This is a genomic window from Streptomyces lothianensis, from assembly GCF_047779955.1.
Taxonomy (GTDB): domain Bacteria; phylum Actinomycetota; class Actinomycetes; order Streptomycetales; family Streptomycetaceae; genus Streptomyces.
This window is the reverse complement of record NZ_JBLMKT010000007.1, coordinates 35,251-59,536: the sequence shown is the minus strand read 5'-3', so window position 1 is coordinate 59,536 and position 24,286 is coordinate 35,251. Positions and strand designations below refer to the sequence as shown.

At 71.4% G+C, this 24,286-nt stretch carries 20 protein-coding genes and 4 tRNA genes; 11 read left to right on the top strand and 13 right to left on the bottom strand.

Features of this window, described 5'->3' with window-relative positions; all coding sequences use genetic code 11:
- Window positions 1-51: 51 nt before the first annotated feature.
- Window positions 52-810 carry a GntR family transcriptional regulator gene (locus ACLF6P_RS00685; RefSeq protein ID WP_415947279.1) on the bottom strand — a complete coding sequence of 253 codons (759 nt, stop codon included), beginning with the start codon at window positions 808-810 and terminating at the stop codon, window positions 52-54.
- Between the two features lie 231 nt (window positions 811-1,041).
- Between ACLF6P_RS00685 and ACLF6P_RS00680 the strand changes: the two genes are divergently transcribed.
- From ACLF6P_RS00680 to ACLF6P_RS00670, 3 genes are all read left to right on the top strand, one after another.
- Window positions 1,042-1,293 (top strand): hypothetical protein, encoded by a 252-nt coding sequence (locus ACLF6P_RS00680; protein ID WP_415947278.1) that lies wholly within the window; start codon window positions 1,042-1,044, stop codon window positions 1,291-1,293.
- 190 nt (window positions 1,294-1,483) lie between these two features.
- Complete coding sequence (locus ACLF6P_RS00675; protein ID WP_415947277.1) at window positions 1,484-1,651, top strand: hypothetical protein; 168 nt, start codon at window positions 1,484-1,486, stop codon at window positions 1,649-1,651.
- Between the two features lie 186 nt (window positions 1,652-1,837).
- The gene (locus ACLF6P_RS00670) at window positions 1,838-2,299 is read left to right on the top strand and encodes a glycine-rich domain-containing protein (protein WP_415947282.1); all 462 of its coding nucleotides are present in this window, start codon (window positions 1,838-1,840) and stop codon (window positions 2,297-2,299) included.
- Between the two features lie 342 nt (window positions 2,300-2,641).
- On the opposite strand, the gene ACLF6P_RS00665 is transcribed toward ACLF6P_RS00670, so the two are convergent.
- From ACLF6P_RS00665 to ACLF6P_RS00655, 3 genes are all read right to left on the bottom strand, one after another.
- Window positions 2,642-2,714, bottom strand: a tRNA-Lys gene (locus tag ACLF6P_RS00665).
- Between the two features lie 172 nt (window positions 2,715-2,886).
- Window positions 2,887-5,205, bottom strand: coding sequence for a DEAD/DEAH box helicase (locus ACLF6P_RS00660; protein ID WP_415947276.1), 2,319 nt, complete (start codon window positions 5,203-5,205; stop codon window positions 2,887-2,889).
- Between the two features lie 365 nt (window positions 5,206-5,570).
- A complete protein-coding gene (locus ACLF6P_RS00655) occupies window positions 5,571-6,122 on the bottom strand; it encodes a hypothetical protein (RefSeq protein ID WP_415947275.1) in 552 nt (183 codons plus the stop codon).
- Between the two features lie 289 nt (window positions 6,123-6,411).
- Here ACLF6P_RS00655 and ACLF6P_RS00650 point away from each other — a divergent pair, with 289 nt between their 5' ends.
- The 5 genes from ACLF6P_RS00650 to ACLF6P_RS00630 all read left to right on the top strand — a co-directional run bounded on the left by ACLF6P_RS00650 (window position 6,412) and on the right by ACLF6P_RS00630 (window position 8,826).
- A complete protein-coding gene (locus ACLF6P_RS00650) occupies window positions 6,412-6,762 on the top strand; it encodes a metallopeptidase family protein (protein ID WP_415947274.1) in 351 nt (116 codons plus the stop codon).
- Window positions 6,763-6,825: 63 nt separating this feature from the next.
- Entirely contained in the window at window positions 6,826-8,346 is a 1,521-nt protein-coding gene (locus ACLF6P_RS00645) for a metallophosphoesterase family protein (RefSeq protein WP_415947273.1), read from the top strand.
- A 197-nt stretch (window positions 8,347-8,543) separates the two neighbouring features.
- Window positions 8,544-8,616 (top strand) — tRNA-Glu (locus ACLF6P_RS00640).
- A 38-nt stretch (window positions 8,617-8,654) separates the two neighbouring features.
- Window positions 8,655-8,729, top strand: a tRNA-Asp gene (locus ACLF6P_RS00635).
- Between the two features lie 23 nt (window positions 8,730-8,752).
- Window positions 8,753-8,826 (top strand) — tRNA-Phe (locus ACLF6P_RS00630).
- A gap of 43 nt (window positions 8,827-8,869) precedes the next feature.
- Here ACLF6P_RS00630 and ACLF6P_RS00625 read toward each other — a convergent pair.
- Window positions 8,870-10,090 (bottom strand): MFS transporter, encoded by a 1,221-nt coding sequence (locus ACLF6P_RS00625; RefSeq protein WP_415947272.1) that lies wholly within the window; start codon window positions 10,088-10,090, stop codon window positions 8,870-8,872.
- Between the two features lie 46 nt (window positions 10,091-10,136).
- Between ACLF6P_RS00625 and ACLF6P_RS00620 the strand changes: the two genes are divergently transcribed.
- Window positions 10,137-11,150, top strand: coding sequence for an ArsR/SmtB family transcription factor (locus tag ACLF6P_RS00620; RefSeq protein ID WP_415947271.1), 1,014 nt, complete (start codon window positions 10,137-10,139; stop codon window positions 11,148-11,150).
- 207 nt (window positions 11,151-11,357) lie between these two features.
- On the opposite strand, the gene ACLF6P_RS00615 is transcribed toward ACLF6P_RS00620, so the two are convergent.
- The 8 genes from ACLF6P_RS00615 to aroF form a co-directional block, all read right to left on the bottom strand.
- Window positions 11,358-12,413: a zinc-dependent alcohol dehydrogenase gene (locus tag ACLF6P_RS00615; protein ID WP_415947270.1), complete on the bottom strand. Its 1,056-nt coding sequence runs from the start codon at window positions 12,411-12,413 to the stop codon at window positions 11,358-11,360.
- A gap of 110 nt (window positions 12,414-12,523) precedes the next feature.
- The gene (locus ACLF6P_RS00610; protein ID WP_415947269.1) at window positions 12,524-13,897 is read right to left on the bottom strand and encodes a hypothetical protein; all 1,374 of its coding nucleotides are present in this window, start codon (window positions 13,895-13,897) and stop codon (window positions 12,524-12,526) included.
- A gap of 151 nt (window positions 13,898-14,048) precedes the next feature.
- Window positions 14,049-15,320 (bottom strand): MFS transporter, encoded by a 1,272-nt coding sequence (locus tag ACLF6P_RS00605; protein ID WP_415947268.1) that lies wholly within the window; start codon window positions 15,318-15,320, stop codon window positions 14,049-14,051.
- 214 nt (window positions 15,321-15,534) lie between these two features.
- Window positions 15,535-16,626, bottom strand: coding sequence for a histidinol-phosphate transaminase (gene hisC / locus ACLF6P_RS00600; RefSeq protein ID WP_415947267.1), 1,092 nt, complete (start codon window positions 16,624-16,626; stop codon window positions 15,535-15,537).
- A 24-nt stretch (window positions 16,627-16,650) separates the two neighbouring features.
- Window positions 16,651-17,850 (bottom strand): NAD(P)/FAD-dependent oxidoreductase, encoded by a 1,200-nt coding sequence (locus tag ACLF6P_RS00595; RefSeq protein WP_415947266.1) that lies wholly within the window; start codon window positions 17,848-17,850, stop codon window positions 16,651-16,653.
- Window positions 17,851-17,937: 87 nt separating this feature from the next.
- Entirely contained in the window at window positions 17,938-19,473 is a 1,536-nt protein-coding gene (locus ACLF6P_RS00590) for an isochorismate synthase (protein WP_415947265.1), read from the bottom strand.
- 2 nt (window positions 19,474-19,475) lie between these two features.
- A complete protein-coding gene (locus ACLF6P_RS00585) occupies window positions 19,476-20,570 on the bottom strand; it encodes an acyl-CoA synthetase family protein (protein ID WP_415947264.1) in 1,095 nt (364 codons plus the stop codon).
- Between the two features lie 22 nt (window positions 20,571-20,592).
- Window positions 20,593-21,630: a 3-deoxy-7-phosphoheptulonate synthase gene (gene aroF / locus ACLF6P_RS00580; RefSeq protein WP_415947281.1), complete on the bottom strand. Its 1,038-nt coding sequence runs from the start codon at window positions 21,628-21,630 to the stop codon at window positions 20,593-20,595.
- A 476-nt stretch (window positions 21,631-22,106) separates the two neighbouring features.
- On the opposite strand from aroF, the gene ACLF6P_RS00575 reads away from it, so the two are divergent.
- Both ACLF6P_RS00575 and ACLF6P_RS00570 read left to right on the top strand, forming a co-directional pair.
- Window positions 22,107-22,778, top strand: coding sequence for a cyclase family protein (locus ACLF6P_RS00575; RefSeq protein WP_415947263.1), 672 nt, complete (start codon window positions 22,107-22,109; stop codon window positions 22,776-22,778).
- A 138-nt stretch (window positions 22,779-22,916) separates the two neighbouring features.
- A complete protein-coding gene (locus tag ACLF6P_RS00570; protein WP_415947262.1) occupies window positions 22,917-24,263 on the top strand; it encodes an aldehyde dehydrogenase family protein in 1,347 nt (448 codons plus the stop codon).
- Window positions 24,264-24,286: the final 23 nt, after the last annotated feature.

Here is a 24,286-nt window from a genome sequence, read left to right as displayed (position 1 = left end):
GATCCTTGACAAGGTCGCCGCCTACTGCCGACGAATCTCTGACTCAGGTCACTAGTCCTCCAGGCGGATACGGAAGTCGACGATCGTCGTGTCCCCGCGACGGACGATCGGATGGGCGACCTCGACCACGCGGCCCGTGTCAGTGATGTGCTTGCGCGTGTACCGGAGTACCGGCACACCGGAGCCTATGCGCAGGGCCGCGGCCTCCAGCTCGGTCGGCATGCCCGCCTGGAACGACTCCGTGATCTCGCTGACGTGGATTCCGAGGGAGATCATCTGCGCGCGAGTACCACCGGGCCACGGCTCGTTGACGGGGTCGGCGACCGGGGTGCCGTCAACGTCCGCCCACCGTACGTAGCTGGTGGACATCTGGGTGGGCTGGTCGTTGTCGAAGAACACGAAGTGGCGTGCGAGGAGCCTCTCGCCGACCTCGCACTCGAACAGTCCGGCCAGTTCAGTGTCGGCCTGAACGCGCTCGAACCTTTTGTCGAGCCGGTACTCGGACCAGGCGATTCCCTGGTCCTTGGTGTAGGGGGTGGTGCGGGTGCCGGGTGTCTGCCGGTACCGGTCGGCGGGCATGCGGTGGATCGCTGGTCGCTCCCGGACAAGGGTGCCGGCGCGGGCGCGGGATTCGAGGAGGCCTTCGCCGACGAGCAGGCGGATGGCGTTGCGGATGGTGATCTCTGAGACGTCGTAATGGGCGCAGAGTTCGGGGAGGGTGGGGATGCGGTCGCCGGGTTCGTATTCACCGCCTGGTGCGATGCGTCGTCGCAGGTCGGCGGCGATGCGCAGGTACTCAGGCTGTGCCACGGCGGTGCTCCCGGCTCCACTGGTTGCGTCAATCTGTATACGCATAGTCTCCCGTTCCTCTTGACCTGCGCCAATCCCGGCGACAATCTGTATACGCAAAACAATTATCCGTATTCAGATACCTTCTGTCTCCGGGGGACAGTCATGCCCAAGTCAGGTCACACCTGGCAAAAACCCTTCACGGGTGAGCCGATCGAAGCGGCACACGTCCGCTTCTGGACAGTAGGCCGGGTGAACCACCCCGACGCACCCCTCGTCGCAAACGAGCTGTACGTCGCCATCCTCGGCTCCGGCGCACCAGTCGTCGACATGCAGATCTCGACCGCCGGGCGGCGCGTCCGGATCACGGCATGCGGCGCAGACCCGCTGTCTGTCCTTTACAGCAACGGGCCCGGCTGGGCCCTCGTTGTTGGCCTCGCGCACGCCTCCGGACTCACCACCGACAAGCGCGGCCTGTGGGCCCAGTTGGGAGCACAGCGATGACACAGACGCTGCCGACAGCGGAACACCTGACCTACCAGCAGCACCAGGGCTGGGCGCCTGTCTGGTGCGGACGCTCCCTTCGGGAGTCGCCCGGCGGCGAGAACGCCGGGCGGGCTCAGGGCGAGATGGGCTTCAGCCTCGAGGTGTACGCCTGTCCGCCTGGCCGCGGATGCAGGCAGAGGGGGAAGTGATGGGCACACACATGATCTGCCGCCGCTGCGACAAGCCGATCCTGCCCGGCGAGGAGTACAGCATGAGCGCCAAGTTCTCCGCGTCCGGCGGAGGCATCACTCAGCACGAACACAAGACCTGCCCGCCCACCGCGAGGTTCCTCATCCCGCGTCGGCAGGCCCACTGAGACCCCCGCCCGCCGCAGCTGGCGGGCGGGTCTTGCAAGGTTCCACGTGCCCAGGCCGGCATCCCACCAAGAACGCCCGGCCCAGGCACGCCACCTGACCGTGACCAGGCCCCAAGGAGGCTACTCGTGTCCACACCCAATCCCGGAACCCACCCGGCGCCCACCCCACAGCCCGCCCAGCCCGTCATGGCCCGCATGCTCCTCGACGACACCACGTTCGAGTCCTGCCGCCGCACCGTCCTCGACTCCAACCCGGACATGGCTGCGGACATGGCGGGCCGGATCGTAGAAGAAGGCCTGAAGTTCGTGGCCGCCTGCGCCCACAACCCCGACGTCGAGCTGGCGCCGTCGCGGATCGTCGACGAGGGATGGCACGCACTCATCCTGCACACCGCCAAGTACGCGGACCTGTGCGCGTGGCTCGGCAGCCAATTCGTGCACCACCACCCCGGCTACGACCCCACGAACTACGACCCCGCCGTCCTCGACCGCACCCGGCAGGCGATCGCCCACCTGGGCTGGACGGCCGACCCGGAGCTGTGGGCCCCGCCCTCCGACGAGACGCTGGTGTCGGTTGCGGCGAAGTGCCAGCACTCCCCACAGTGCGGCATCAGGCCCATGCCCAAGCCCGAGTGGCCCGTAAGCTGACCGCGGAGGTACGCATGGACGAGCGCAAGTGGATCAACCCACGGTACGCATGGCTGGCCGCCGAGTGGCAGCGTGCACAGCAGCCTGAATCTCGCACCCCCGAGGCGCGACCGGCACGCGGGTTCATTGTCCCGCCGCCCAAGCGCTGACAGAAGAGCACCAGCGGCCCCGGTCGGCGGATCCAACGCCGACCGGGGCCGCTGCCGTGTTCGGGTGTGGACGGGCGGCCAGGATGCATGATCGTTTGCACTTCGGTTGAGCGTCGACTGAGCCATCGATCTTCAGGCGCTCGGAAACGCCGTGAGCCCCAGTTCAGGGGTGCTGTGAACTGGGGCTCCGCTGTAGACCGTGTGGGACTCGAACCCACAACCAATGGATTAAAAGTCCACTGCTCTGCCAATTGAGCTAACGGTCCGTGCTGTTGCACCCCATGAGCATAGCGGGAGTGGGGCGAGGAGCCGATCGGGTATCCGGGCGTGGCCCGTAGGGGTGTGGTGCGGGATGTGGAACGAGCGGGCCCGCCTGGTGGAGGCGGGCCCGCTCGGCGCGGGCGAAGCTGTGGCCCCGGCCGCGGTCAGAACCTGGGTTCAGCCGTTGCGCTTCCAGCGCGGCTTGTCCTCGCGGCGGCCGAAGGACGAGCCGGAGCGGTGGTCGCCGGAGCGGTGGTCGCCGCCGCGGTTGTACGGGCGGTCCGAGCCGCGGTGGCCGCCGCGGTTGTCCCGGCTGTCGCGGTTGTACGGGCGGTCCGAGCCACCGCGGTGCTCGCGGCGCTCGAAGCTGCGGCCGCCGTCACGGCGCTCGAAGCCACGGCCGCCCTCGCGGCGCTCGAAGGGGCGGGCGCCGTCACGACGGTCGTCACGGTCACGGTTGAAGGGACGGCCACCCCGGTCGCCGCGGTCGTCGCGGTTGAAACCGCCGCCCCGGTTGTCGCGGGTGTCGCGGCGGAAGCCGCCACGGTCGCCACCGCGGTCGCGGTTGAAGCCGCGGTCGTCACGGTCGCGGTTGAAGCCGCGGTCGTCACGGTCGCGGTTGAAGGAACGGCCGCCGCGGTCGTCACGGTCACGGCGTTCGAAGTTGCCGCCACGGTTGTCGCGGTTGAAACCGCCGCCCCGGTTGTCGCGGTCGCGGTTGAAACCGCCGCCTCGGTTGTCGCGGGTGTCGCGGCGGAAGCCGCCACGGTCGCCACCGCGGTCGCGGTTGAAGCCGCGGTCGTCACGGTCGCGGTTGAAGGAGCGGCCGCCGCGGTCGTCACGGTCACGGCGTTCGAAGTTGCCGCGCTCGTCGCGGCGCTGCTGCGGACGCTCGTACGAGGAGGAGCGCTCGGTGCGGTCGTTGCGGTCGTTGCGGTCGTACGAGGAGGGGCGCTCCTCGCGTACCTGCGGCTCCGGCGCTTCGGTCACGGCGGCGGCCGCTTCCTCGACGACGGCCTCGGCCGCGCGCTCGGCGACGGCCGTCTCCGGGTCCTCGCCGCGCTCACGGGCGGCACGCGCGGTGAGCCGGTCGGCCTCCTCGCGCAGCTCGGTGGCGCGGCGCTGCGCCCGCTCCAGCTCCTTGGTGAGCTGGGCGACGGAGCGCTCGGCCTGCTTCGCGGCGTTGTCCGCGGAGTCGGCCTGGACCTCGGTCAGCGAACGGGCGCCGGTGATCTCGGCGACCTCCGGGTCGAAGGTGCCGCCCTGGCCGATGATGTGGCGCGAGGCGTCGACGCCCGCGTCCTCCATCAGGCGGAAGATCTGGCGGCGCTGGTGCGGGAGGGAGAGGGACACGACGGTGCCGGAGCGGCCCGCGCGGGCGGTGCGGCCCGAGCGATGCAGGTAGTCCTTGTGGTCGCCGGCCGGGTCCACGTTGAGGACCAGGTCGATGCCGTCGACGTGGATGCCTCGGGCGGCGACGTCGGTGGCGACGAGCGCGTTGACGTAGCCGTCCTTGAAGTCGGCGAGGACGCGGGTACGGGCGCCCTGCGTCATGCCGCCGTGCAGCGCGTCGGCCTTCACGCCGGCGTCCTGCAGCTGCTCGGCGATCCGGTCGGCGCCCAGCTGGGTGCGGACGAAGATGATGGTGCGGCCCTTGCGCGCGGCGATCGCGGCGGTGACGGGAGCCTTGTCGCGCGGCTTCACGACGAGGATGTGGTGCGTCATGGTCGTGACGTTGCCCTGGGCGCTGTCGACCTCGTGCGTCACCGGGTCGTTCAGGTAGCGCTTGACCAGGGTGGAGATCTCGTTCTCCATCGTGGCCGAGAACAGCATGCGCTGGCCGCCGGCCGGGACCTGGTCGAGCAGTTCGGTGACCTCGGGCAGGAAGCCCAGGTCGGCCATCTGGTCGGCCTCGTCGAGTACGGCGACCTCGATGTTCTCCAGGGAGCAGGCGCCGCGGTTGATGATGTCGCGCAGGCGGCCCGGGGTGGCGACGAGGATGTCGACGCCGCGCTCGAGCGCGTAGATCTGGTTGCCCATGGACGTACCGCCGCAGACGACCTTCATGCGCAGGCCCAGGACGTCGCCGTACGGCTGGAGCGCGTCGGCGACCTGCATCGCGAGCTCGCGGGTCGGCGTGAGGATGACGCCGCGCGGCTTGTGCTTCTCGGTGGAGCCGCCGACCAGGCGGGACAGGAGCGGCAGACCGAAGGAGAGGGTCTTGCCGGAGCCGGTGCGGCCGCGGCCCAGGATGTCCTTGCCGGCCAGGGCGTCCGGGATGGTCGCGGCCTGGATCGGGAAGGGGGTGGTCACACCGTTCTGCGCGAGCTTGCGGACGACGCCCTCGGGCAGGCCCAGGTCGCCGAAGGTGACCTCGGGGGCGGCGGGGGTGTCGGGGGTGTCAGCGGTCTCGCCGGCCTCGGCGGCGGTCTCCACGACCGCCTCGTCCTCGGTGGACGCGGGCATGACGGCGTGATCAGTACTGAAAGTGGACATGCGAAACTGCAACCTCTCGGAGTCTCGGCACGCGCCCATAACTCCGTGAAGTCACAATGTCGGCCGCCTCGATGCGGTCCGGTCACGGCAAGGGAGAGTACGCGCCACGCGGCGCGCTCTCTGCTGCGCCGGGCAAATGGGATCAAACGATCTACCACTGTACGCACCCCCCGCACCAAAAGGCAAACCGGACTCGGGCCGGGCTTGCTGCACCGGACTCGGCCGGGGCTTGCCGCAACGTCGGCGGACCGGTTGCTGCGGCTCCGGCGGACCGGTCACCACAGGTCCGGCGGAGCGGGGCCCGCCCGCGGCGAAGGCGGGCCGGTTTCAGGCCGGACCCCCACTGCGGCGAAGGCGGGCCGGTTTCAGGCCGGACCCCGCTGCGGTGAGGGCTCGCGCTCCCAGAAGTGTTCGATGCGCTGCTCCTGGGCCATCTGCGTCTCGTGCGCGCCCGACGAGTCCGAAGGCTGCGGGGAGGGCTCCTCGCTCGGCGTCGGCGAAGGGGAGGGCTCCGGTTCGGCGGGCTCCTCGGTCGGGCTGGGCTCCGGCGGCTTCGTGCGGGTCTTCGACGGGGCCGGACCGGGGTCGTCCCCGACCGGGCTCCGCGAGGGCTCCGTCTCCTTCTCGGACGGCGAGGCGCTGGGCGTGGCCGATTCGGAGGCCTCCGGGCTCGCGTCCTCCCGGTGCTCCGCCCGCTGCCCGCCGCGCGCGCCACCCGTCACCACGGCCCGCCCGCCCGGCGCGGACCCCTCGGCCTGCTGTGAGGTCGTCGGCTTCGGCGCGGGCTCACCCTCGTCCGCCCCGATGCTCATGCAGCCCGCACTCGCCGCGGCGGCGAGCAGTACGGCGGTCAGGCGCAGCGGACGGCCGGGGGCGGCGGTCCGGGGCGGGCGGTCGAAAAGGGCGGGCTGGCGCACGACGGCACCTCCGGGGCGCGGCGATCGGATCGCCGTGCCCAACTCCCGTACGGCACGCGAGGACACGGCGCCGTGCCGCTCCGCCGCGAAGCGGCGCGGTGCGCGTCCGGCGGGGCCGCGCCCCCTGCCGGTGCACGCCGCCCCCACTCCCGGTCCACGCCGCGCCCGCTGCCGCATCACGCCCGCACCACGCCCGCGCCCCCCCTGCCGCACCACCCTGCCCCGGAACCGGACACCGCCCGCCACCCGCACCCCACCGAAATCGCCCCGCCTCACCCACAATGGCCCTGTGCTGGAGATGACACGCGAAGCCTTCGAAGAGCTGGTGAGTGAGGCGCTCGACCAGATTCCGACCGAACTGACCCGGGTCATGGACAACGTGGCGGTGTTCGTGGAGGACGAACCCCCGGCCGACGACCCCGAACTCCTCGGCCTCTACGAGGGCACCCCGCTCACCGACCGCGGCGAGTGGTACGCGGGCGTGCTGCCGGACCGCATCTCCATCTACATGGGGCCGACCCTGCGCTACTGCGAGACCCCCGAGGACGTGGTGCACGAGGTCGCCGTGACCGTGGTGCACGAGGTGGCCCACCACTTCGGCATCGAGGACGAGCGCCTGCACGAGCTGGGCTGGGGGTGACATCACGGGCCAACGGGCCAATCGACGCATAATCTCCCGCCCGAGGGGCATACGTACTTCCTGATGGCACGCGTCCTGGCCGCCGCCATGCTCCGCGTACGAGAAGTGCCCGGCGCTCTCGTACGGCGCTACCGTGCGCGCCGCCCACCGCCCCTGCCCGAGCTGGCCCGCCGGCCGCGCCCGTACGCCCGCGCGCTCGGCATGGCCGCCGTCGTGCTGCTCGGCGCGTGGCTGGGGCTGCTGATCGTGGGCAGTGTGCGCACGCCCGTGGGGCCGATGGACACCAAGATGACGCTGCGCCCGTCGCTCACCGGCGGCACGAAGATCAACGTCTCCCCGCTCGGCGCCCTCGAACTCGATTCGCACCACGCCCCGGTCCGCCTCGACGTGGACGTCGACCGCCTCGACCCGGCCCGCTCACAGCTCCTGATCGACCGCCCCGAGCTGTTCTCCGGACTGCAGGACGAGGTCACGTCGGATGTCGTCTCCGGCACCCGCGACCTGGCCGTACGCTCCTGCATCGCCGTCGTCTCCGGCGCCACGGCCCTCGGCCTGGCCGTCTACCGCTCCCCGCGGCGCGCCCTCCTCACCGGCGGCACGGCGCTCGCCGTACTCGCGGCCTCCGGGCTCACGGCGTACGCGACGTGGAACCCGAAATCCGTCCTGGAACCGAAGTTCTCCGGCCTGCTCGCCTCCGCCCCCTCCCTCGTCGGCAACGCGCGCAGCATCGTCACCGAATTCGACGTCTACCAGAAGGAGCTGGCGCGCCTGGTCACCAACGTCACCCGGCTCTACGACGCCGCCTCCACACTCCCCGTCTACGAGCCCGACCCGGGCACCATCCGCCTCCTGCACGTCTCCGACATCCACCTCAACCCGGCGGCCTGGCAGATCATCGGCTCACTCGTCGAGCAGTACGAGATCGATCTGATCGTCGACTCCGGCGACACGATGGACCACGGCAGCGCCGCCGAGAACGCCTTTCTCGACCCGGTCGAACACCTCGGCGCCCCCTACGTGTGGGTCCGCGGCAACCACGACTCCACGCGGCACACCCAGGCGTACCTGGAGCGCATGGACAACGCCCACGTCCTCGACGAGGGCGAGGCGGTCGACATCGCCGGGCTGCGGATCGCCGGGATCGGCGATCCGCAGTACACCCCGGACCGCTCGGTGGCCGCCGAGGGCGACCCCGCGGAGGAACTCGCCGGTCAGGCGCTCGCCGCGGCGCTGCTGCTGGAGCGGTCCCGCGGCACGCCCGTGGACGTCGCCGTCGCCCACAACCCGGTCGCCGCACGCGAGACCGACGGGGCGGTGCCGCTGGTGCTGGCCGGGCACCTGCACCGCCAGAAGACGGAGGTCATGGAGGACGGCACCCGGCTCCGTATCGAGGGATCCACGGGCGGCAGCGGTCTGCGGGCGGTCGAGAACGAGGACGAGGAGCCCGATCCCCTCTCGGCCTCGGTCCTCTACCTGGACCGCGAGACCCGCCGCCTCCAGGCCTGGGACGAGATCCGCCTGGGCGGCCTGGGCCTGACAAAGGCGGAGGTCAGCCGCCATCTCCCGGAGGAGAACACCCCGTAAGGGGCTGCCGCCTATTCGGTTTGGCCCCGGCCCACAGGCCGTAGTACAGTCTGGTCGTGCCACAGCGCACCGGTCAGGGCTTGACCGTCCTAAGCTTCTTCGAAGCATGGGAGAAGCGGAACCTTCGGGGAATGCGGAGTCACATGCTTCTCACGTCCCCTGGGGGCGACCAGACGAAGCAGAGCAGTACAGCAGTAGCCCTCATCGTCTAGTGGCCCAGGACGCCGCCCTTTCAAGGCGGTAGCACGGGTTCGAATCCCGTTGGGGGCACGCAACACCCTGTGCGACACTTGTTCGCGCAACAGCTTGGTCCTGTGGAGCAGTTTGGAGTGCTCGCCACCCTGTCAAGGTGGAGGCCGCGGGTTCAAATCCCGTCAGGACCGCTGAGATCCCTCGTGGATCTCGTGGCTGGGTAGCTCAGTTGGTACGAGCGTCCGCCTGAAAAGCGGAAGGTCGCCGGTTCGACCCCGGCCCCAGCCACAGCAAAGGCCCCGATCCTCGGATCGGGGCCTTCCGTGTTCCCTCACATCCCGGCTGCCGCCTCCTTCGGCTGCTCCTTCGCGGCCGCAAGCTGCGCCGTACGCCGTTCGATGGCCGGGCCCAGGGCGAGGACACCCAGCGGGGCCAGGACTCCGGCCACCGCGCAGAACCACCACAGGTACGCGGGCCCCAGATGGGCGTACACGGCCGTTCCCGCGGTCAGTGCGAGGAAGCGGGACGATCCCCACAGCCACTGGAACGCGCCCTGGTAGCGGCCGCGCGCGTGTTCCGGGGCGATGCTCTGCACCGTCGCCGAGTGGATGCCGCCGATGGCGGCCTCGCCGAGCGACCACACGGCAACGGTGGCGCCGTAGCTCCACAGGTCGTCCGCGAGGCCGGTGAGCGCGACGCCGACCGCGATGAGGGCGGAGGCGAAGACGTAGACGATGAGCGGCCGGACCTTGGCGAGGACCGAGGCGGCGAGGGGCTGGAGGATGACGACCAGGACAGCGTTGAGCGCGGCGATCAGGCCGAGGACCTTCGGGGACAGGCCGTCGTCGCGGATCGCGAGCGGCAGGCTCGCCTCGGTCAGGGAGTAGATGGCGAGGGTGACTCCGAACAGCGGCAGCATCGCCCGCATCAGGGGGTCTCGCACGACCACGCCATAGCCGCCGCCCTGGCCGGCCGGGGCCGGAGCGGTGCGCTTGCCCTCGGGGAGGAAAGTCACCGCGATGGCGGCGAAGGCGAGGGCCGTGGCCGCGTCCACCAGGAAGAGCAGCCAGTAGCCGTTCTCGGCCAGGAAGCCGCCGAGGACGCCGGCGCCCGCGCTGCCGATGTTGACCGCCCAGTGGACGAGCGAGAAGGCGTTGCGGCGGCGTTCATCGTCGACGGACTCGGCGAGGAGGGCGTTGGCGGAGGGGCTGACCATGGTGCCGCAGACGCTGAGGACGGCGGCCGCGAGGGCCAGGGTCACGAGGTTGGGCGCGGCGAACAGCAGGCCGTGCGCACAGGCCGTTCCCACCAGTCCGGTGACCATCGTCGAGCGGCGGCCCCAGCTGTCCGCGAGCACCCCGCTGAGCAGCGGGCCGACCAGGCTGCCGATGCCCAAACAGCCCAGCACATAGGTGATTTGGGACGTACTGACGTCCCTTGAGCCGAGGTAATAGACTAGGAAGGGCACGACCATGAAGCCGATGCGGTTCACGATCGTGCCGCCGAAGATGATCCAGGCCGTACGTGGCAGGCCCTTGTAAGCGGAGAACATGGTCGCATGATGTGGGGCCCGATCCGGCGCCACAAATGATTCAGTGATGACTGAATGGTGGAGGGGATCCGCCCTGGCGGAGATGGAGTTCTCGGCCAGTGACCTGGCTCGAATGCGGTTCGCGATCTCGCCCATGTGGGAGGTCGTGACCAGTTACCGGCTGCTGCGCTCCGCGTGTCCCGCCCCTGTCCACCTCCCCTGGGTCGAGCAGGTGCGTCCCCGGCTCGCGGCCGCCGAGCTGGACCGTGGCTGGCTCGCCGCACTGATCCCGCCGAGCGGGTACCTCCCGGACTTCCTCAATCCCGCCCCTGCCCGCCACACGCCTTCGCTGGCCGAGGAGTTGGACACCATCCGCGGCTCCGCCCCTGCGGCCGTGCGCCGGGATCTGGGTCACTTCGGGCGGCACGTGGGCGGGCCCTCTGCCCGGGTGCGGTCCCTGGAGGCCGATCCGGAGGCGCGGCTGGCCGACCTGGCGGCGGAGATCGAGAAGTTCTGGGAGCTGGCTCTGGCGCCGTACTGGCAGCGGATGCGTACGGTCCTTGACGCCGATGTCTTCCACCGGGCCCGGCAGGTCGCCGAGTACGGCGCGGGTGCGCTGTTCAACGGGCTGCACTCCAAGGTCAGCTGGGATGACAACACACTGCGCCTGATCCGCCGACCGGAGACGTTGAACCGTGCGACCAAGGGGGCGGGGCTGCTGCTCGTCCCGTCGGTGTTCGCCGGACCGGGGCTGCTGACGGTGGTGCGGGACACCGAACCGCTCCAACTCGCCTATCCCGCGCGCGGAGCAGGCGTGCTGTGGGAGCGGTCGGAGCCCTCCCGGACCGACGCGGTCGCCGCGGTTCTCGGCCGTTCGCGCACCCTGCTGCTGACCGAGTTGCAGGCCCCCGCCTCGACCACCGAACTGGCCCGGCGGACCAGCATCTCGCCCGCCGGGGTCTCCCAGTTCCTCACCGCGATGCGGGACGCGGGGCTGGTCAGCGCGCACCGCGTGGGCCGCTCCGTGCTCTACGCGCGCACCGCCGTGGCCGACGAACTGCTGCGCACGCGGCCCGGTTGACCGCGCAAGTCCCGGTTGACCACACGCGGCCCGGTTGACCGCACAAGTCCCGGTTGACCATACAAGTCCCGGTTGACCACACGCGGCCCGGCTGACCGGGCGGAGACCGGTTCGTACGGACCCGATCGCGAGCGGTTGTCGAGGCGAGCGCGTCCGCGGCCGTCATCCCGACGGGCCGCGACTCGCCCTGCCCACGGTTCGCGGGATCTACGGACGGACCACCACCTTGCCCGCCACGTCGCCCCGCTCGACGCGGACGAAGCCGTCGGGGACCAGCCGGTCCAGGGCGATGACGTCGTCCAGCGCCGTCGTGGCGATCTCCGGATGGGCGTCGAGCAGCGCCAGCGCCTCGGGAAGGTCCTGGTCGCAGATGTGGACCTTGGAGGTGTCGAGTGTGATCTCCTCCAGGACCAGCCGCGTCAGGTCGAGCGGGGAAGGGTCGCGGTGGAGGCCCACGAGGCGCACATGACCGCCCCGGCACACCGCGTTCATCGCGGTGGCGAGCCCGGCGGTGGCGCCCGACGCCTCGATCACGACGTCCGCGCCGTGTCCCCGCGTCGCCGCCCGGATCACGTCGCTCGCGTTCTCCCGCGAGGCGTCGACGAGCAGGCCCGCACCTGCCCTGCGCCCGGTCTCCAGCCGGCCGGGCGTGACGTCGACACCGATCGTCTCCACGCCCCGGGCCGCACAGGCGGCCACCGCGAGGGCGCCGATGCTGCCCAGGCCGATCACCACGACGGTACGGCTCCCCGGCTCGGTGGTGATGCCGCGCACCGCCCGCAGGGCGACGGCGAGCGGCTGCGCCATGATGGCGACGTCCGGGTCGAGCCCTCCCACCGGTCGGCTGATCCGGGCGGGGACGTTGACGCGCTCGGCGAGGCCGCCGTCCACGTGCAGCCCGAGTGTGTAGTACCGGGCGCAGACGTTGGTCCGACCGGCCAGGCACCAGCGGCACTCGCCGCACGAGACACCGGATCCCGGGACGACCAGGTCGCCCGGCCGGAAGGAGTCGACGCCGGGGCCGGCCGCGACCACCCGGCCGACCATCTCGTGGCCGATGACCAGGGGGCCCTGATGGCCGCTGGCGAAGTGCGGTGCGGTCAGCGGGATGAGATGCGGGCCGGTGGCGAACTCCTCCACATCCGTGCCGCAGATGCCCGCGCGCACCACCTCGAGCTGGATCTCCCCCGGCCCCGGGTCGGGCGGGTCCGGCCAGTCCTGGACCCGGATGTCGCGCCTGCCATGGAATACAGCGGCCTTCATGACGGTGGTCTCCTTGGAACTGCGCGGCATACGCGCCGCGCTACGAGGGTGGGCAGACCGGGCGTCCGGCACTGCCGGGGTGGTCGGGAAGTCCGGGGCGGTGCCTCGAATCAGGCGGACGGGGCCGGTGCCTCGTGCAGGAGCGCTCCGACGTGGGCGCCGTTGGCGACGTTCACCACCACGTCGCCGGCCGCGGAGGGGATGGCCCGCACACTGCCGCCGATGAAGCCGTTGACGCCCGTGATGATCCCCCACACCGGACGGAACCGGTCCACCCCGCCGCCGGGAACGGGGACCGTCTCCTGGGCGGGCCGCACCCGGCGCTGCAGGACGTGCGGGCTGTCCAGCGCGGCGAGGATGTGCGCGCGCCATGCCTCGGGGGTGAGGTCCTCGGCCCAGCCGAGGACGACTCCCTTGCCGCCGGAGAGGGATGTCGGCTTGAGGACCAGCTCGTCCGCGTGCGTCAGGGCGTAGTCGACGAGGTCGACGCGGTCGCCGTTCTCCAGCGTCACCTCCTCGCGGCGCACGTGGCGGGTCCAGGGCAGGATGCGGTCGAGGCTCTCCAGCACCTCGGACGTGAACAGGTGCCGGTTGCCCTCGTCGGACAGCAGCGCGAGCGCCGCCTTGCTGGCGTACGCGGAGGTGTCGAGCGGGGTGAAGATCTTGACCTCGCCTCGGCGGGCGGCGTCGAAGAGGGGCCCGGTCAGGGCAGGCGCGTCGGGGCCCGTCACATCCCGGATGAGGAAGATGCGCACGACGATGTCGACCGGGCGGCCCTCCAGCCACACCCGCCCGTCACGCGCCTCCAGCTGACCGAGGTGGCAGGGGGTGGCGTCGAGGCCCAGTTCGCCCCAGCGCTCACACAGTTGCGTCATGTACGGGAGCTCGTCCGCGAAGGCGGTGGGCCATTCGGTGAGGGCGACGACCGGATTGTCGGCGGCCGAGAAGCCGCTCTCGGTGAGGATGTTGTGGACCTGTTCGCGCAGCGAGTCGACGAAGGTGAGGCCGTGCTGCTCGGCGAACCCGGCGAGGACGGGGACCTCGAGGAGTTCGCGGCAGACGTCGACGTTGTCCACGCCGCCTATCGCGCTGCCGAGGTTGAGTTCGAGCAGCTTGAAGCCGGTTCCGTCGTGGACCAGGTCGGCCCGGCTCTGCCGGGTCATCCGCTCACCGCGGTTCTGCAGCACCGCCTCGACCTGCGGCTCGCTCAGTCCCACGGCCCGTGCGAAGGCGGCGAAGTCACCACCGAACAGTTTCGCGGGGAGGCTGTCCAGCGCGGTGAGGAGATGGTCCAGGTCACGGGTGAGGAGGGCGAGTTCCTCGCCGCCGAGGAAGACCGGGCGGGCGAGCCACTTGCCCATCCCGTTCGGCTTGTCGCTGTTGAGGATCTTGTTCTGCGGCAGGTTGCCGAGCAGTTCCTCGCTGGAGAGTCCCGAGGACTCCAGCTCCGCCAGATACGCTTCGGTCAGGGTTACGCGGTCCATGTCCTTCTCCAGATCGTGCGCCGGGGGGGGGGGGGGGCACCCCCCGTCATGGTTGGTTCGGTTGCTCGGCTCCGGTTGCGCGGACCCCGCGGGCCGACGGCCACGGCCCGACGGCCCCGCGAACTCCGCGGCCCCTCGCGGACCGAGCGGATCAAGTGGCGGCGGTGGGGGCTTGCTTGCCGGGCGCGGGAGCGGGGGCGAAGGTGACGGCCTCGGCCGGCAGCCTCCGCTCCACCCGTACGAGCAGCACCGCGCCGAGGGACGCCGTGCTCGCCACCAGCAGCCAGGGCAGTCGGCCGTCGACCGTGAGCAGCAGGGTGAACACGGTCGGGCCCAGGGCGTACGCGAGCGACCACGACAGCTGGTACGTGGCGAGGTAGCGCCCGCGCAGCTGCTGGGGCGCGGCGAACTGTGACAGAGCGCCGGAGGACGGGCTGTACAGCAGTTCGCCCATGGTCATCACGAGCACCGCGCCCAGCAGTCCGGTCAGCAGGAGCGGGACGCCGTCCGGCCGGACGGTGCCGAGCGCGGCCTGGCCCAGGAAGGCGACGGCGAAGAGCGCGGCACCGGCCGCGGCGGTCCTGGGCCGGGAGGTGAAGCGGCGCCGGGCGAGTGCGGCGACGGGGACGCCGAGGGTCGCGCAGACCACGGTGTTCAGGAGGAAGGCGCTGCCGAGGAGCCCGTCCGGCAGGTCCAGCCAGCCCGTCGCGTACAGCGGGAGCAGCGCGGTGAGCGCCGAGAAGCCGAGGGCGACCAGGAAGTTGGCGCAGACGAGGGTCAGGAAGGGCCGGTCCTTGGCGACGACCCGGTAGCCGCCCCCGCGGGCACGCTGGTGCGCGGGGGTGCGGGGCGGAGCGGCCGGTGTGCGGGAGGCGAGAAAGCCCGCCGCGAGGAAGCTCGCGCCGTTCAGCCAGGCGGTGACCGTGTAGCCGAAGTCGCCGGCGGTGGCGATGAGCACCGAGGCGATCAGGGTGCCCGCCCCGAGACCGGCGTTGCTCAGGCTGCGGCTGAGCGCCTGCAGACGGTCGCGGTCGGTGCCGTCGGCCAGTTCGGCCAACCGTGCGTCCTGCGCGGGCCGGAAGGCGCGGGTGCCCACGGAGGTCAGCAGTGCGACCACGACGAAGAGGGGGAGCGTGTCGGCGAGCGGGAAGCAGGCGAAGCTGGCACCGCGCACCACGTACAGGGAGATCTGGGTGGTGCGGGCGCCGAAACGGTCCACGACGATGCCCACCAGGGGGACGGCGGCGATGGCGACGAGTCCGGTGACGGTGAGCACCAGACCGATCAGGGGCAGCGGCAGGCCCGTCACATGGCTGAAGAAGACCAGGCTGAACGGGACGTACATGCCGGAGCCGACCGCGTCCACGGCGATTCCCGACACCAGGGCGCGTTCGCCCGGGAACCGGGGGCGGAGGAAGGACATGCGTCTCCAAGAAGTGAGCCGGGCGCTGCCGGCTCGGTGGTAGGTGCGGTTCGCGAGCCCGCCGCCGGGCCCTTGCCCTTCGGGCCCGGAGCGGGTGCTGATGCGGGTGCGGGAGCCGGTGCTGGTGCGGGTACTGGTGCGGGTGCGGATGCGGGTACTGGTGGTCGGGAGCGCGTGCTGGTGCGGGAGCGAGTGCTGGTGCGGCGACGGTTTCTCAGGCCGTCGGGAAGGTGGTGGCGGCCGCCAGGAAGGCGTCGTTGTCGCTGGCCAGGCCGAGGGTGACGCGGACACCGGCGCCCGCCACGGCCCGTACCGAGACACCCGCGCCCGCGCAGTGCGCGCCGAACGCGGCGGAGTTCTCGCCGAGGGGCAGCCACAGGAAGTTGGCCTCGCTCGCCGTCACGGGATGTCCGTGCGCGGTGAGAGCGGCGGCGACACGAGCGCGTTCGGCCGTGATGAAGTCGGTCCTGCGGGACACCTCCTCCCCCGAGCGCAGCGCCGCGATCGCTGCCGCCTGGGCGACACTTCCCGCGCTGAAGGGCAGGTAGGCCTTGCGCAGGGTGCCGATGACCTCGCGGTGCCCGGCCGCGTAGCCGATGCGCAGGCCGGCGAGTCCGTACGCCTTGGAGAAGGTGCGCAGGACGACCAGGTTGGGGTGGTCGGTGAGCAGGGAGAGGCCGTCGGGGACGTCGGGGTCGCGTACGTACTCGTGGTACGCCTCGTCCAGGACGACCAGGCAGTCGTCCGGCACCCGGTCGAGGAACTGCTCGAGTTCCGCGCGTCCGACGGCGGTTCCGGTCGGGTTGTTCGGGTTGCACACGAAGATCAGCCGGGTGCGTTCGGTGACGCGCTCCGCCATCGCGGTGAGGTCGTGCCTGTCGTCGCGCAGGGGTACTTCGGCGGAGGCGGCCCCGGCCAGCCGGGTCAGCAGGCGGTACGCCTCGAAGGAGGGCCAGGCGTAGAGGATCTCGTCGCCCGGGTCGGCGACGGCGGTGAGCAGCTGCTGGGTGACGCCGACCGAACCGCAGCCGAGTGCGATCCCCTCCGGGTCGATTCCGAACCGTTCGGCGAGCTCGGCGGTGAGCGCACGGCCGCCGTTGTCGGGGTAGCGGTTGACTCCCTGGATCTCTTCCTGGACCGCCGCGGTCACCGCGGGCAGCGGGCCGAACGGTGTCTCGTTGGCCGCGAGGGCGTAGTAGCGGCCGTCGGGGCCGAAGACCCTTTCCTCGGGCCGGTAGGCGGTGAGTCGGTCGAGCGCGGTGCGGAATCTGGGCGACGGATGGGTCGTGGTCGTCGTCGTGGTCATGTACGGGTGTCCTCTCCGGGGTTCTCAGGCCGCGCGCAGGGCGTCGCGCAGCGCGGTTCCGGGGTCGGTGGCGGCGGGGAGGTCGACGACGCAGCCCTTGGCGAGCGCGCGGCGTGCCTGCAGCAGGTCGCGGGGCCGGTCCACGGCAAGCACCGCGCACAGACGGTCGCCCGCCAGCCACAACACGGTCCATGCCGGGTCCTGCGGCGAGCCCCGCAGGACGGTCCGGTCGGCGCCGTGGTGGTCGCCCGCGTACTGCACGGTGCGGCCGAACTGCTCCGACCAGAAGTAGGGCACGGGGTCGTGGCGGACGTCTTCGCCGAGCAGCGCGGCGGCGGCCTGTTCACTCGACTTCAGTGCGGTGTCCCAGTGCTCGACCACCAGATGACGCCGGTAGCGCCGCGACCACCAGGCGGCGCAGTCGCCGAGCGCCACCACTTCGGGGCGCGCGGTGCGCAGGGACTCGTCGACGACGACCCCGCGCGCGATCTCGAGACCGCTGTCGGCGAGCCAGCCGACGGCGGGGCGGGCGCCCACGCCCACGACCACCACGTCGGCCGCGAGGAACTCACCGTCGGCCAGGCGCAGTCCGCCGGGGTCCACCGAGGCGACGGCGGTGTCGCAGCGCAGGGTGACGCCGGCCGCCGCGTACCAGGGCGCGGTCCACCCGCCGACCCGTTCGCCGACCGCGGTGGCGAGCGGAGCGGGGCCGGCCTCCACCACGGTGACCCGGCATCCCCGCGCGGCGGCGACGGTGGCGACCTCGGCTCCGATCCACCCGGCGCCGACGAGGGCGAGCCGGGTGTCCGGGCGCAGCAGCGGACGCAGCGCGCGGACGTCGTCCACGGTGCGGACCACGTGCTGGCGTCCCGCACCGGGCAGCCGGACGGGTTCCGAGCCGGTGGCGAGGACGAGCCCGTCGAAGGCGAGCGAGCCCGACGTGGTCTTCAGAACGCCGCCCGGCCGATGCTCGTGGAGGTCGAGCGCCTCGGCGCGCTCGCCCAGGCGCAGGTCGACGTCCAGCGCCGCCCAGTCGGTGGGGAAGGTCGTGTCCTCCTCCCCGCCGGCCAGCACCGACTTGGTGAGCGGCGGACGGTCGTAGGGCGGATGGGATTCGGCGCTGACGAGGGTGAGCGCGCCTCCGTGGCCGCGGGCACGCAGTGCGGCGGCGGTGTGCGCGCCGGCCAGCCCGCCGCCGACGACGACGATGTTCTCCAGGGGCACGGTGGCTGTTCTCCGTGGGCTCGGGTCCGGGGACGGGAACGGGGCCCGGTGCCGCCCCGCGGGGCGGCACCGGGCCCACGACGGGTGTCAGTCGAGGCCGAGGGCGGCGCGCATCGGACGGAGCTTGGCGCAGGTCTCGGCGTACTCGGTGTCGGGGTCGGAGTCGGCGACGAGTCCGCAACCGGCGTACAGGGCGGCCGAGCGCCCCTGGACCAGGGCGGAACGGATGGCCACGGCGAACTGTCCGTTCCCGGTGCCGTCGGTGAAGCCGACCGCACCGGCGTACCAGCCGCGGTCGAATCCCTCGTGGCGGGCCAGCCAGTCCAGTGCCTCGGCGCGGGGGTGGCCGCCGAGCGCGGGTGTCGGGTGCAGACGGGCCGCGAGGCCGAGGACTCCCTCCGCCGAGCCCTCGGGCAGGCGGGCCCGTACCGGAGTGGAAAGGTGCTGGACGTTGGCGAGTTTCAGCACCTGCGGCTCGGTGCCGGCCGTCACGTCGACGCAGGACTCCGCGAGTACGTCGCTGAGCATCCGCACCACGACCTCGTGCTCGTGCCGGAGCTTCGTGCTGCCCGACAGCTCGGCCTCGAACGCCAGGTCCTCCTCGGGCCCGGCCCCGCGCGGGGTGGTGCCGGCCAGGCCGAGCGCCTCGACCTCCCGGTTCCCGACCCGGACCAGATACTCGGGGGTCGCACCGAGGAACGTGGTGCCGCCGTGCCCGAAGGCGAAGACGGCCGTGCCGGTGTACGTCTCCCGCAGCCGGCGGACCGCCGCGGGCACGTCGAACTCCCGGTCGGCGGTGACGTCCAGACGCCGGGCGAGCACCACCTTCTCGAAGTCGCCCGCCCGCATGCGCTCGGTGGCGCTGCGGACGAGGCCCTTCCACTCACCGGCCGCGGGGGTTTCGACACTTGAGACTGCCCGGAGGGCGGATCTCGGGTCGTCGGCGTGCCGGATGCCGGTGTCCAGGGCGCCGGTGTCCCTGGCGGCGAGGCAGCGCCCGACTCGCAGGGTCAGCGTCCTGGCCAGCAGTTCGGGATCGTCGCTGCCGTCCACCAGGGCGTTGAGTCGTAACTCGGCCGTGGCGGGACCGGTCGGTTCCGCGAGGTCGAGGCCCGCGAGGCCCGCGAGGCCCGTAGGCTCCGCCGATTCCGGCGCCGTGTGGCGCAGTTGCAGCAACGGCACCCACAGCAGGGCCTCCGGCAGTGCGCCGGGAGCCGCGCCGGCGGGGTCGGCGAAGGCGAAGCCGCCGACGGCCAGGGGCCCCTGCCCTGCTCCGGACATGCCGCCGGTGACGGTCTCCTGCACCAGCGCCGTCCAGGCGGAACGGATCGTGGCCAGGCGGTCGGCTCCGGTGCCGCGCAGATCGTGGGCGCTGCCGAAGGCGAGAACGGTCGTGCCGTCCCATGCCGACTGCCAGTACAGGGAACGGCCCGTGCGCGTGCGGGCTCGCGCCCAGGCCACGAGGGGATCGGCGAGTTCGTACGGCCGGGCCCAGCTGACGAGGGCGTGGCGTCCGGTGGTGCGGGCCCGCTCGACGCCCGCGTGGCAGACGGCGACAAGGTCGGCGTGTTCGTCGGCGGTGAGGGTGAAGGCGGCGGGTGCTGCCGCCGTATCGACGGCCATGCCTAGTACACCCCCTCGATGACTCCCTGGCCCGCGTCACCGGAGGGAACCTGGATGTCCGCGAGCCCGTCCTGCGGGTAGCGCGTGGTCGGGGCCACCCTGATGAGCGAGTCCCGCTCCAGCGTCCAGGGGACCAGGAGATCGCGGGAGAGCAGGCTGATGCGGGCCTGCCCGCGTTCGCCGTATGCCACTTCCTGCGTCGGCCGCTCGGGGTCGACGACCCTGACCCGGCTGTACGGGTGGAACGGGACGAAGACGCACGGGTGGGCGTCGTCGCTCTCGCGGGGGCGCTGCGGAGCGATGCCCATCATGGTGTTGCCGTACAGCCCGACGACGGCCGCGTCGGGGAACAGCTCCTCCTCGAACGCGCGCAGGGTCTCCGGGCTGACGCTGGTGCCCGCCCAGACGACCCCCCGTACCTTGCGCTGCACGAGGTCGAGCAGGGCGTCGTCCGCGCAGAGCGCCTCCAGCACCGGCGGGGTGGCGAAGAGCACGGAGACGGGCTGGGTGGCGAGGATGTCGCCGGCCTGGGCGAGGATGTGCCGTACGTAGCGACCCGCCTCCTCGCCCCTGCCCTCCCGGACACAGCTCTTGACCCATCGGGGGTCGAAGTCGATGTAGTGGCAGAACGTGGCGCGGAGTTGGGCGAGAAGGCCGACGGACCGGCCGACGATGTGCGGTCCGGTGGGACCGATGTGCAGCCAGTGCCCCCCGCCGTGGCCGGGTATCCCGTGTTCGGCGAGGACCTCGCTGACCCAGTGGACGCCGTTGCGGCGGGAGCGGGACTCGACGATGCGCTTGGGCGATCCGGTGGTGCCGCCGCTGTCGAAGACCTGGAAGTCCCAGGGTTCGGCGGCGGTTCCGGCCGGCACGAGGTCGTCGACGGGGACGGTGCGCCACTCCTCGCTCACATCGGGGAAGCGGTCCAGATCGTCCCAGGTGCGGATGTCGGTGAGCGGATCGAAGCCGAGGGAGTCGGCGCGCTTGAGCCAGTACGGTGAACCGGTCTCGGGAGAGAAGTGCCACCGCATGGCGGCGGGAACGAACTCCTCCGGCGGGAGGTCCGCGGTGAAGGGATCGCGGATCGGGCTCGACATGCTGGAGTCTCCTGTCGGTCGGTCAGGCCGAGGCGAGCTGGGCGGCCGGGGCGAGCCTTCGGCCCACGGCGTCCAGAAGCGGGCTCAGTTGGGCCATCACGGACGCGAACTGATCGCCGTCGAGGGCCTGGGCGCCGTCGCAGAGCGCGGAGCGGGCGTCGTTGTGCACGTCGATGATGAGCCCGTCCGCGCCGGCTGCGGCCGCGGCCAGTGACATCGGACCGACCAGGTGCGGCTTGCCGGTGCTGTGGCTCGGGTCCACGATCACCGGGAGGTGCGTGAGGCGCTTGGCCTCGGCCACCGCGCTGAGGTCGAGCGTGAAGCGGGTGCTGCGGTCGTAGCTGCGGATGCCGCGTTCACACAGGACGACGTCGTCGTTGCCTCTGTGCAGCAGGTACTCGGCGGCCAGCAGCCACTCCTCGATCGTGGCCGACATGCCCCGCTTGAGCAGGACGGGCCTGCCCGCGGCGCCGACTTCGCGCAGCAGCTCGAAGTTCTGCATGTTGCGTGCGCCGATCTGCAGCATGTCGCTTTCCTCGGCGACGCACTCGACGTCCTTCGGGGTGACGACCTCGGTGACCACGGGAAGTCCGGTGCGCCGGCGCTGTTCGGCGAGCAGGGCGAGACCGGCGAGTCCGAGCCCCTGGAAGCTGTACGGCGAGGTGCGCGGTTTGAACGCACCGCCGCGCAGCATGATCGCGCCCGCCGACCGCACAAGATCGACGATCTCGGTCATCTGTTCCGCGCTTTCCACGGCGCAGGGGCCGGCGATCACGACGAAATCCGTACCACCGAAAACGGTCTGGACGTTCTCACCCACGCGGACCTGGGTGTTCTCCTCCCGGAAGACGCGGCTGGTGAGCCGTTGCGGACCGGGCACCAACAGGACACGGGCGACGTCCGGAAGATCGTCGAGCTCGGCCACCAACTCCGGGGTTCCGGTCTTCTCCGAAACAAGCACGAGGGCTTCACCCAGAATTACTAAGAATGCTTCGATTCCATTCACCGAAAGGGTGTCGGCGACCTTTTCGGCACTTTTTCTTGACGCCGTGGAATCCATTATCACGATCACGGAACTGGCCTTCCATGGGCTAGTCGAACACTTACCTCATTGAGCCGACGGCGACAGTAGCCGAGCCCGCCACCGAGTCGCAAGCAGGAACTTCTGGAGATCCAAACGGGCAGAAGCGGCATAATGCGCCTTTGCCAAGGAAGACTGACAGATGCCACCCACTCTCACTTAGCGGACCAAGGGCCCCCATGCACCTCATCACGACAAAGCAACCACCCAAACCAGGCATAACGTCACCACAGAATCCGGAATGCAAAGGACCGGTAATAAATCGGTGAGTTCAAGTAAAGGATGAATCGGCGAAGCAACCCATTCCGATTCCCGCCTCACGGAATTAAAGACTCCGCATTCCGTTCAAACTTCAGCTAACTAAATCGCCCTGGACTTCCCCCGCCGGCGTGTTACGTTCTCTCCGGCCCTGCCGCCCCGGTGGGGTGAATTCCACTCAGGTGACGGAGTGCGGTGTGCAGCTGATAGACATTAGCCAGGGCTGGTCCGAGGGCATGCCCTCCTATGACGCCCCGTGGTATCCGGAATTCCACATTCGGCGCGCCATGACGCCGGCCACCGACCCGTCCGGGATCGGCCGAACCTTCTCCAATTTGGACATATTCCCCCACAATGGGACGCATGTGGAGTCGGGCTACCACTTCTTCGAGGACCGCGAGAAGATCGACGAGGTGCCGCTGAGCACGTTCGTGGGCCGCGCGGTCGTCGCAGACCTCTCCCACAAGCGCGACCTGGACCCGGTGACGGGCGAGGACCTGGAGAAGGCGGTACGCGACGTGTGGCAGGAGGGGGACCGGCTGCTGATCCGTACCGACCACCCCGACCGCTACCTCGGACGCGAGGACTACTGGGACAAGCCCCCCTACCTCACCGTTTCGGCGGCCGAGTGGATGGCCGAGAACGGCACCACGCTGGTCGGCATGGACTGCATCACCGAGAGGCCCGACGACCGCAGCGGCCAGGTGCACCGCGCGCTGCTCGCCGCCGGCATCCCGATCCTGGAGAACATCCAGAACCTCGGACGCATCACCAACCCCGTCGTCCAGCTCATGGCGCTGCCCATCAAGATCGCGGACGTCGAGGCCGCGCCCTCCCGCGCCGTGGTCTTCGACGGCTGGCCGTTCTGACCCGAGCGCGTCCGCCCCGACCCGACCGCATCCGCCCGACCGGACCGCCTCCGCGACGTCCGGTCGGTCCCGGAGACACCGGCGCCGGCCGGACGCGAGGGAATCCGAACCGAGCCCGGATCCAAGGAAGTTGATCGCGTGCTGTTATCACCCGTTCCCGCACTGCGTGCCGGCGAGGAACACACCTCCCGCGACACCCGCGTCCTGCACGATGTCACCGGCGAACCTCTGGCGACCGTGCACGAGATCCCGCCCCTCGTGGCCCGGATGACGGTCAAGGCCATGCGGCGCTCGCCGGAACCCGACCTCCGGGAGCGTCTCGACGTCCTGGCCGAGGCGGGCCGGCTCTTCGCCAAGGCGACCCTCGGCGGCCAGTCCCCCGAGGAGTACTGCCGGCTCCAGGCGCTCGCCTCCGGTGTGCCCGTCTCCGTGGCGCACGGTGTGCTGGACCGCGTGGCCCGCGAGGGGGAGTCACTCGGCGAAGTGGTCCGACGCCAGGTTCCGGCCGGCGCCGGAGAGACCGCCCGCTGGGTGCGCCGCGGCGGACTGCTGTCCGTCATCGCACCGAGCAACCACCCCGGCACTCACGGAGCTTGGCTCCAGGCACTCGCCATGGGCTACCGCGTCGCCGTACGACCCGGCGGCCGGGACCCCTTCACCCCGCTGCGCCTGGTGCGCGCCCTGCTCACCGCGGGCCTGCATCCCGGCAGCGTCAGTCTGCTCCCCGGCGGGCACGCCACCGCGGACGTCCTCACCGAGACGGGCGACCTCGCCCTCGTCTACGGCAGTGAGGCCACCGTCACCCGGCTGCGCGGCAACGACCGGGTGCTGGTACGCGGACCGGGCCGCAGCAAGATCCTCGTGGACACCGAGGTCGACGAGCCCCTCCTCGACCATCTCGTCTCCGAGATCGCCGGGGACGGCGGAGTGCGCTGCACCAATACGACCGCCGTCCTGACCACGGGCGACCACCGGCTGCTGGCGGAACGGCTCGCCGAACGCCTCGCCGCGCTCCCCGCCCACCAGGTCACCGACCCGCGCGCCGTACTGCCGGTGCGGCCCCGGCGCGAGGCCGAGGCGCTGCGCGCGGCCGCCGCCTCCGCCGCCGGGAGCGCACCCGATCTCGTCGCCGCGCACCTCCCGGAAGGTCCGCTGGCGCCCGTCGGAGGCCAGGCCGTCGCACTGCGCCCCTCGGTGTACCTCCTCGACCGCCCCGACCACCCGGCACTCGCGACCGAACTTCCCTTTCCCTGCGCCTGGGTGGCGCCCTGGCGCAGGACCGACGGCATGACGGCCCTGGACGACTCGCTCGCTCTCGGTCTGCTCACCGAAGACGCCTCGCTCGTCGAGGAAGCCCTCGCCATGCCCGGGGTGCGCACGGTCGTCGAAGGCCCGGTCACCCGGTGGTGGCAGGACCCGCACCTGCCGCACGACGGCTACCTCGGCCAGTTCCTCAACGAGGCCCGCGGTCACGCCCGGGCGTGACCGCCGCGCGCCGCCTCCTCCTC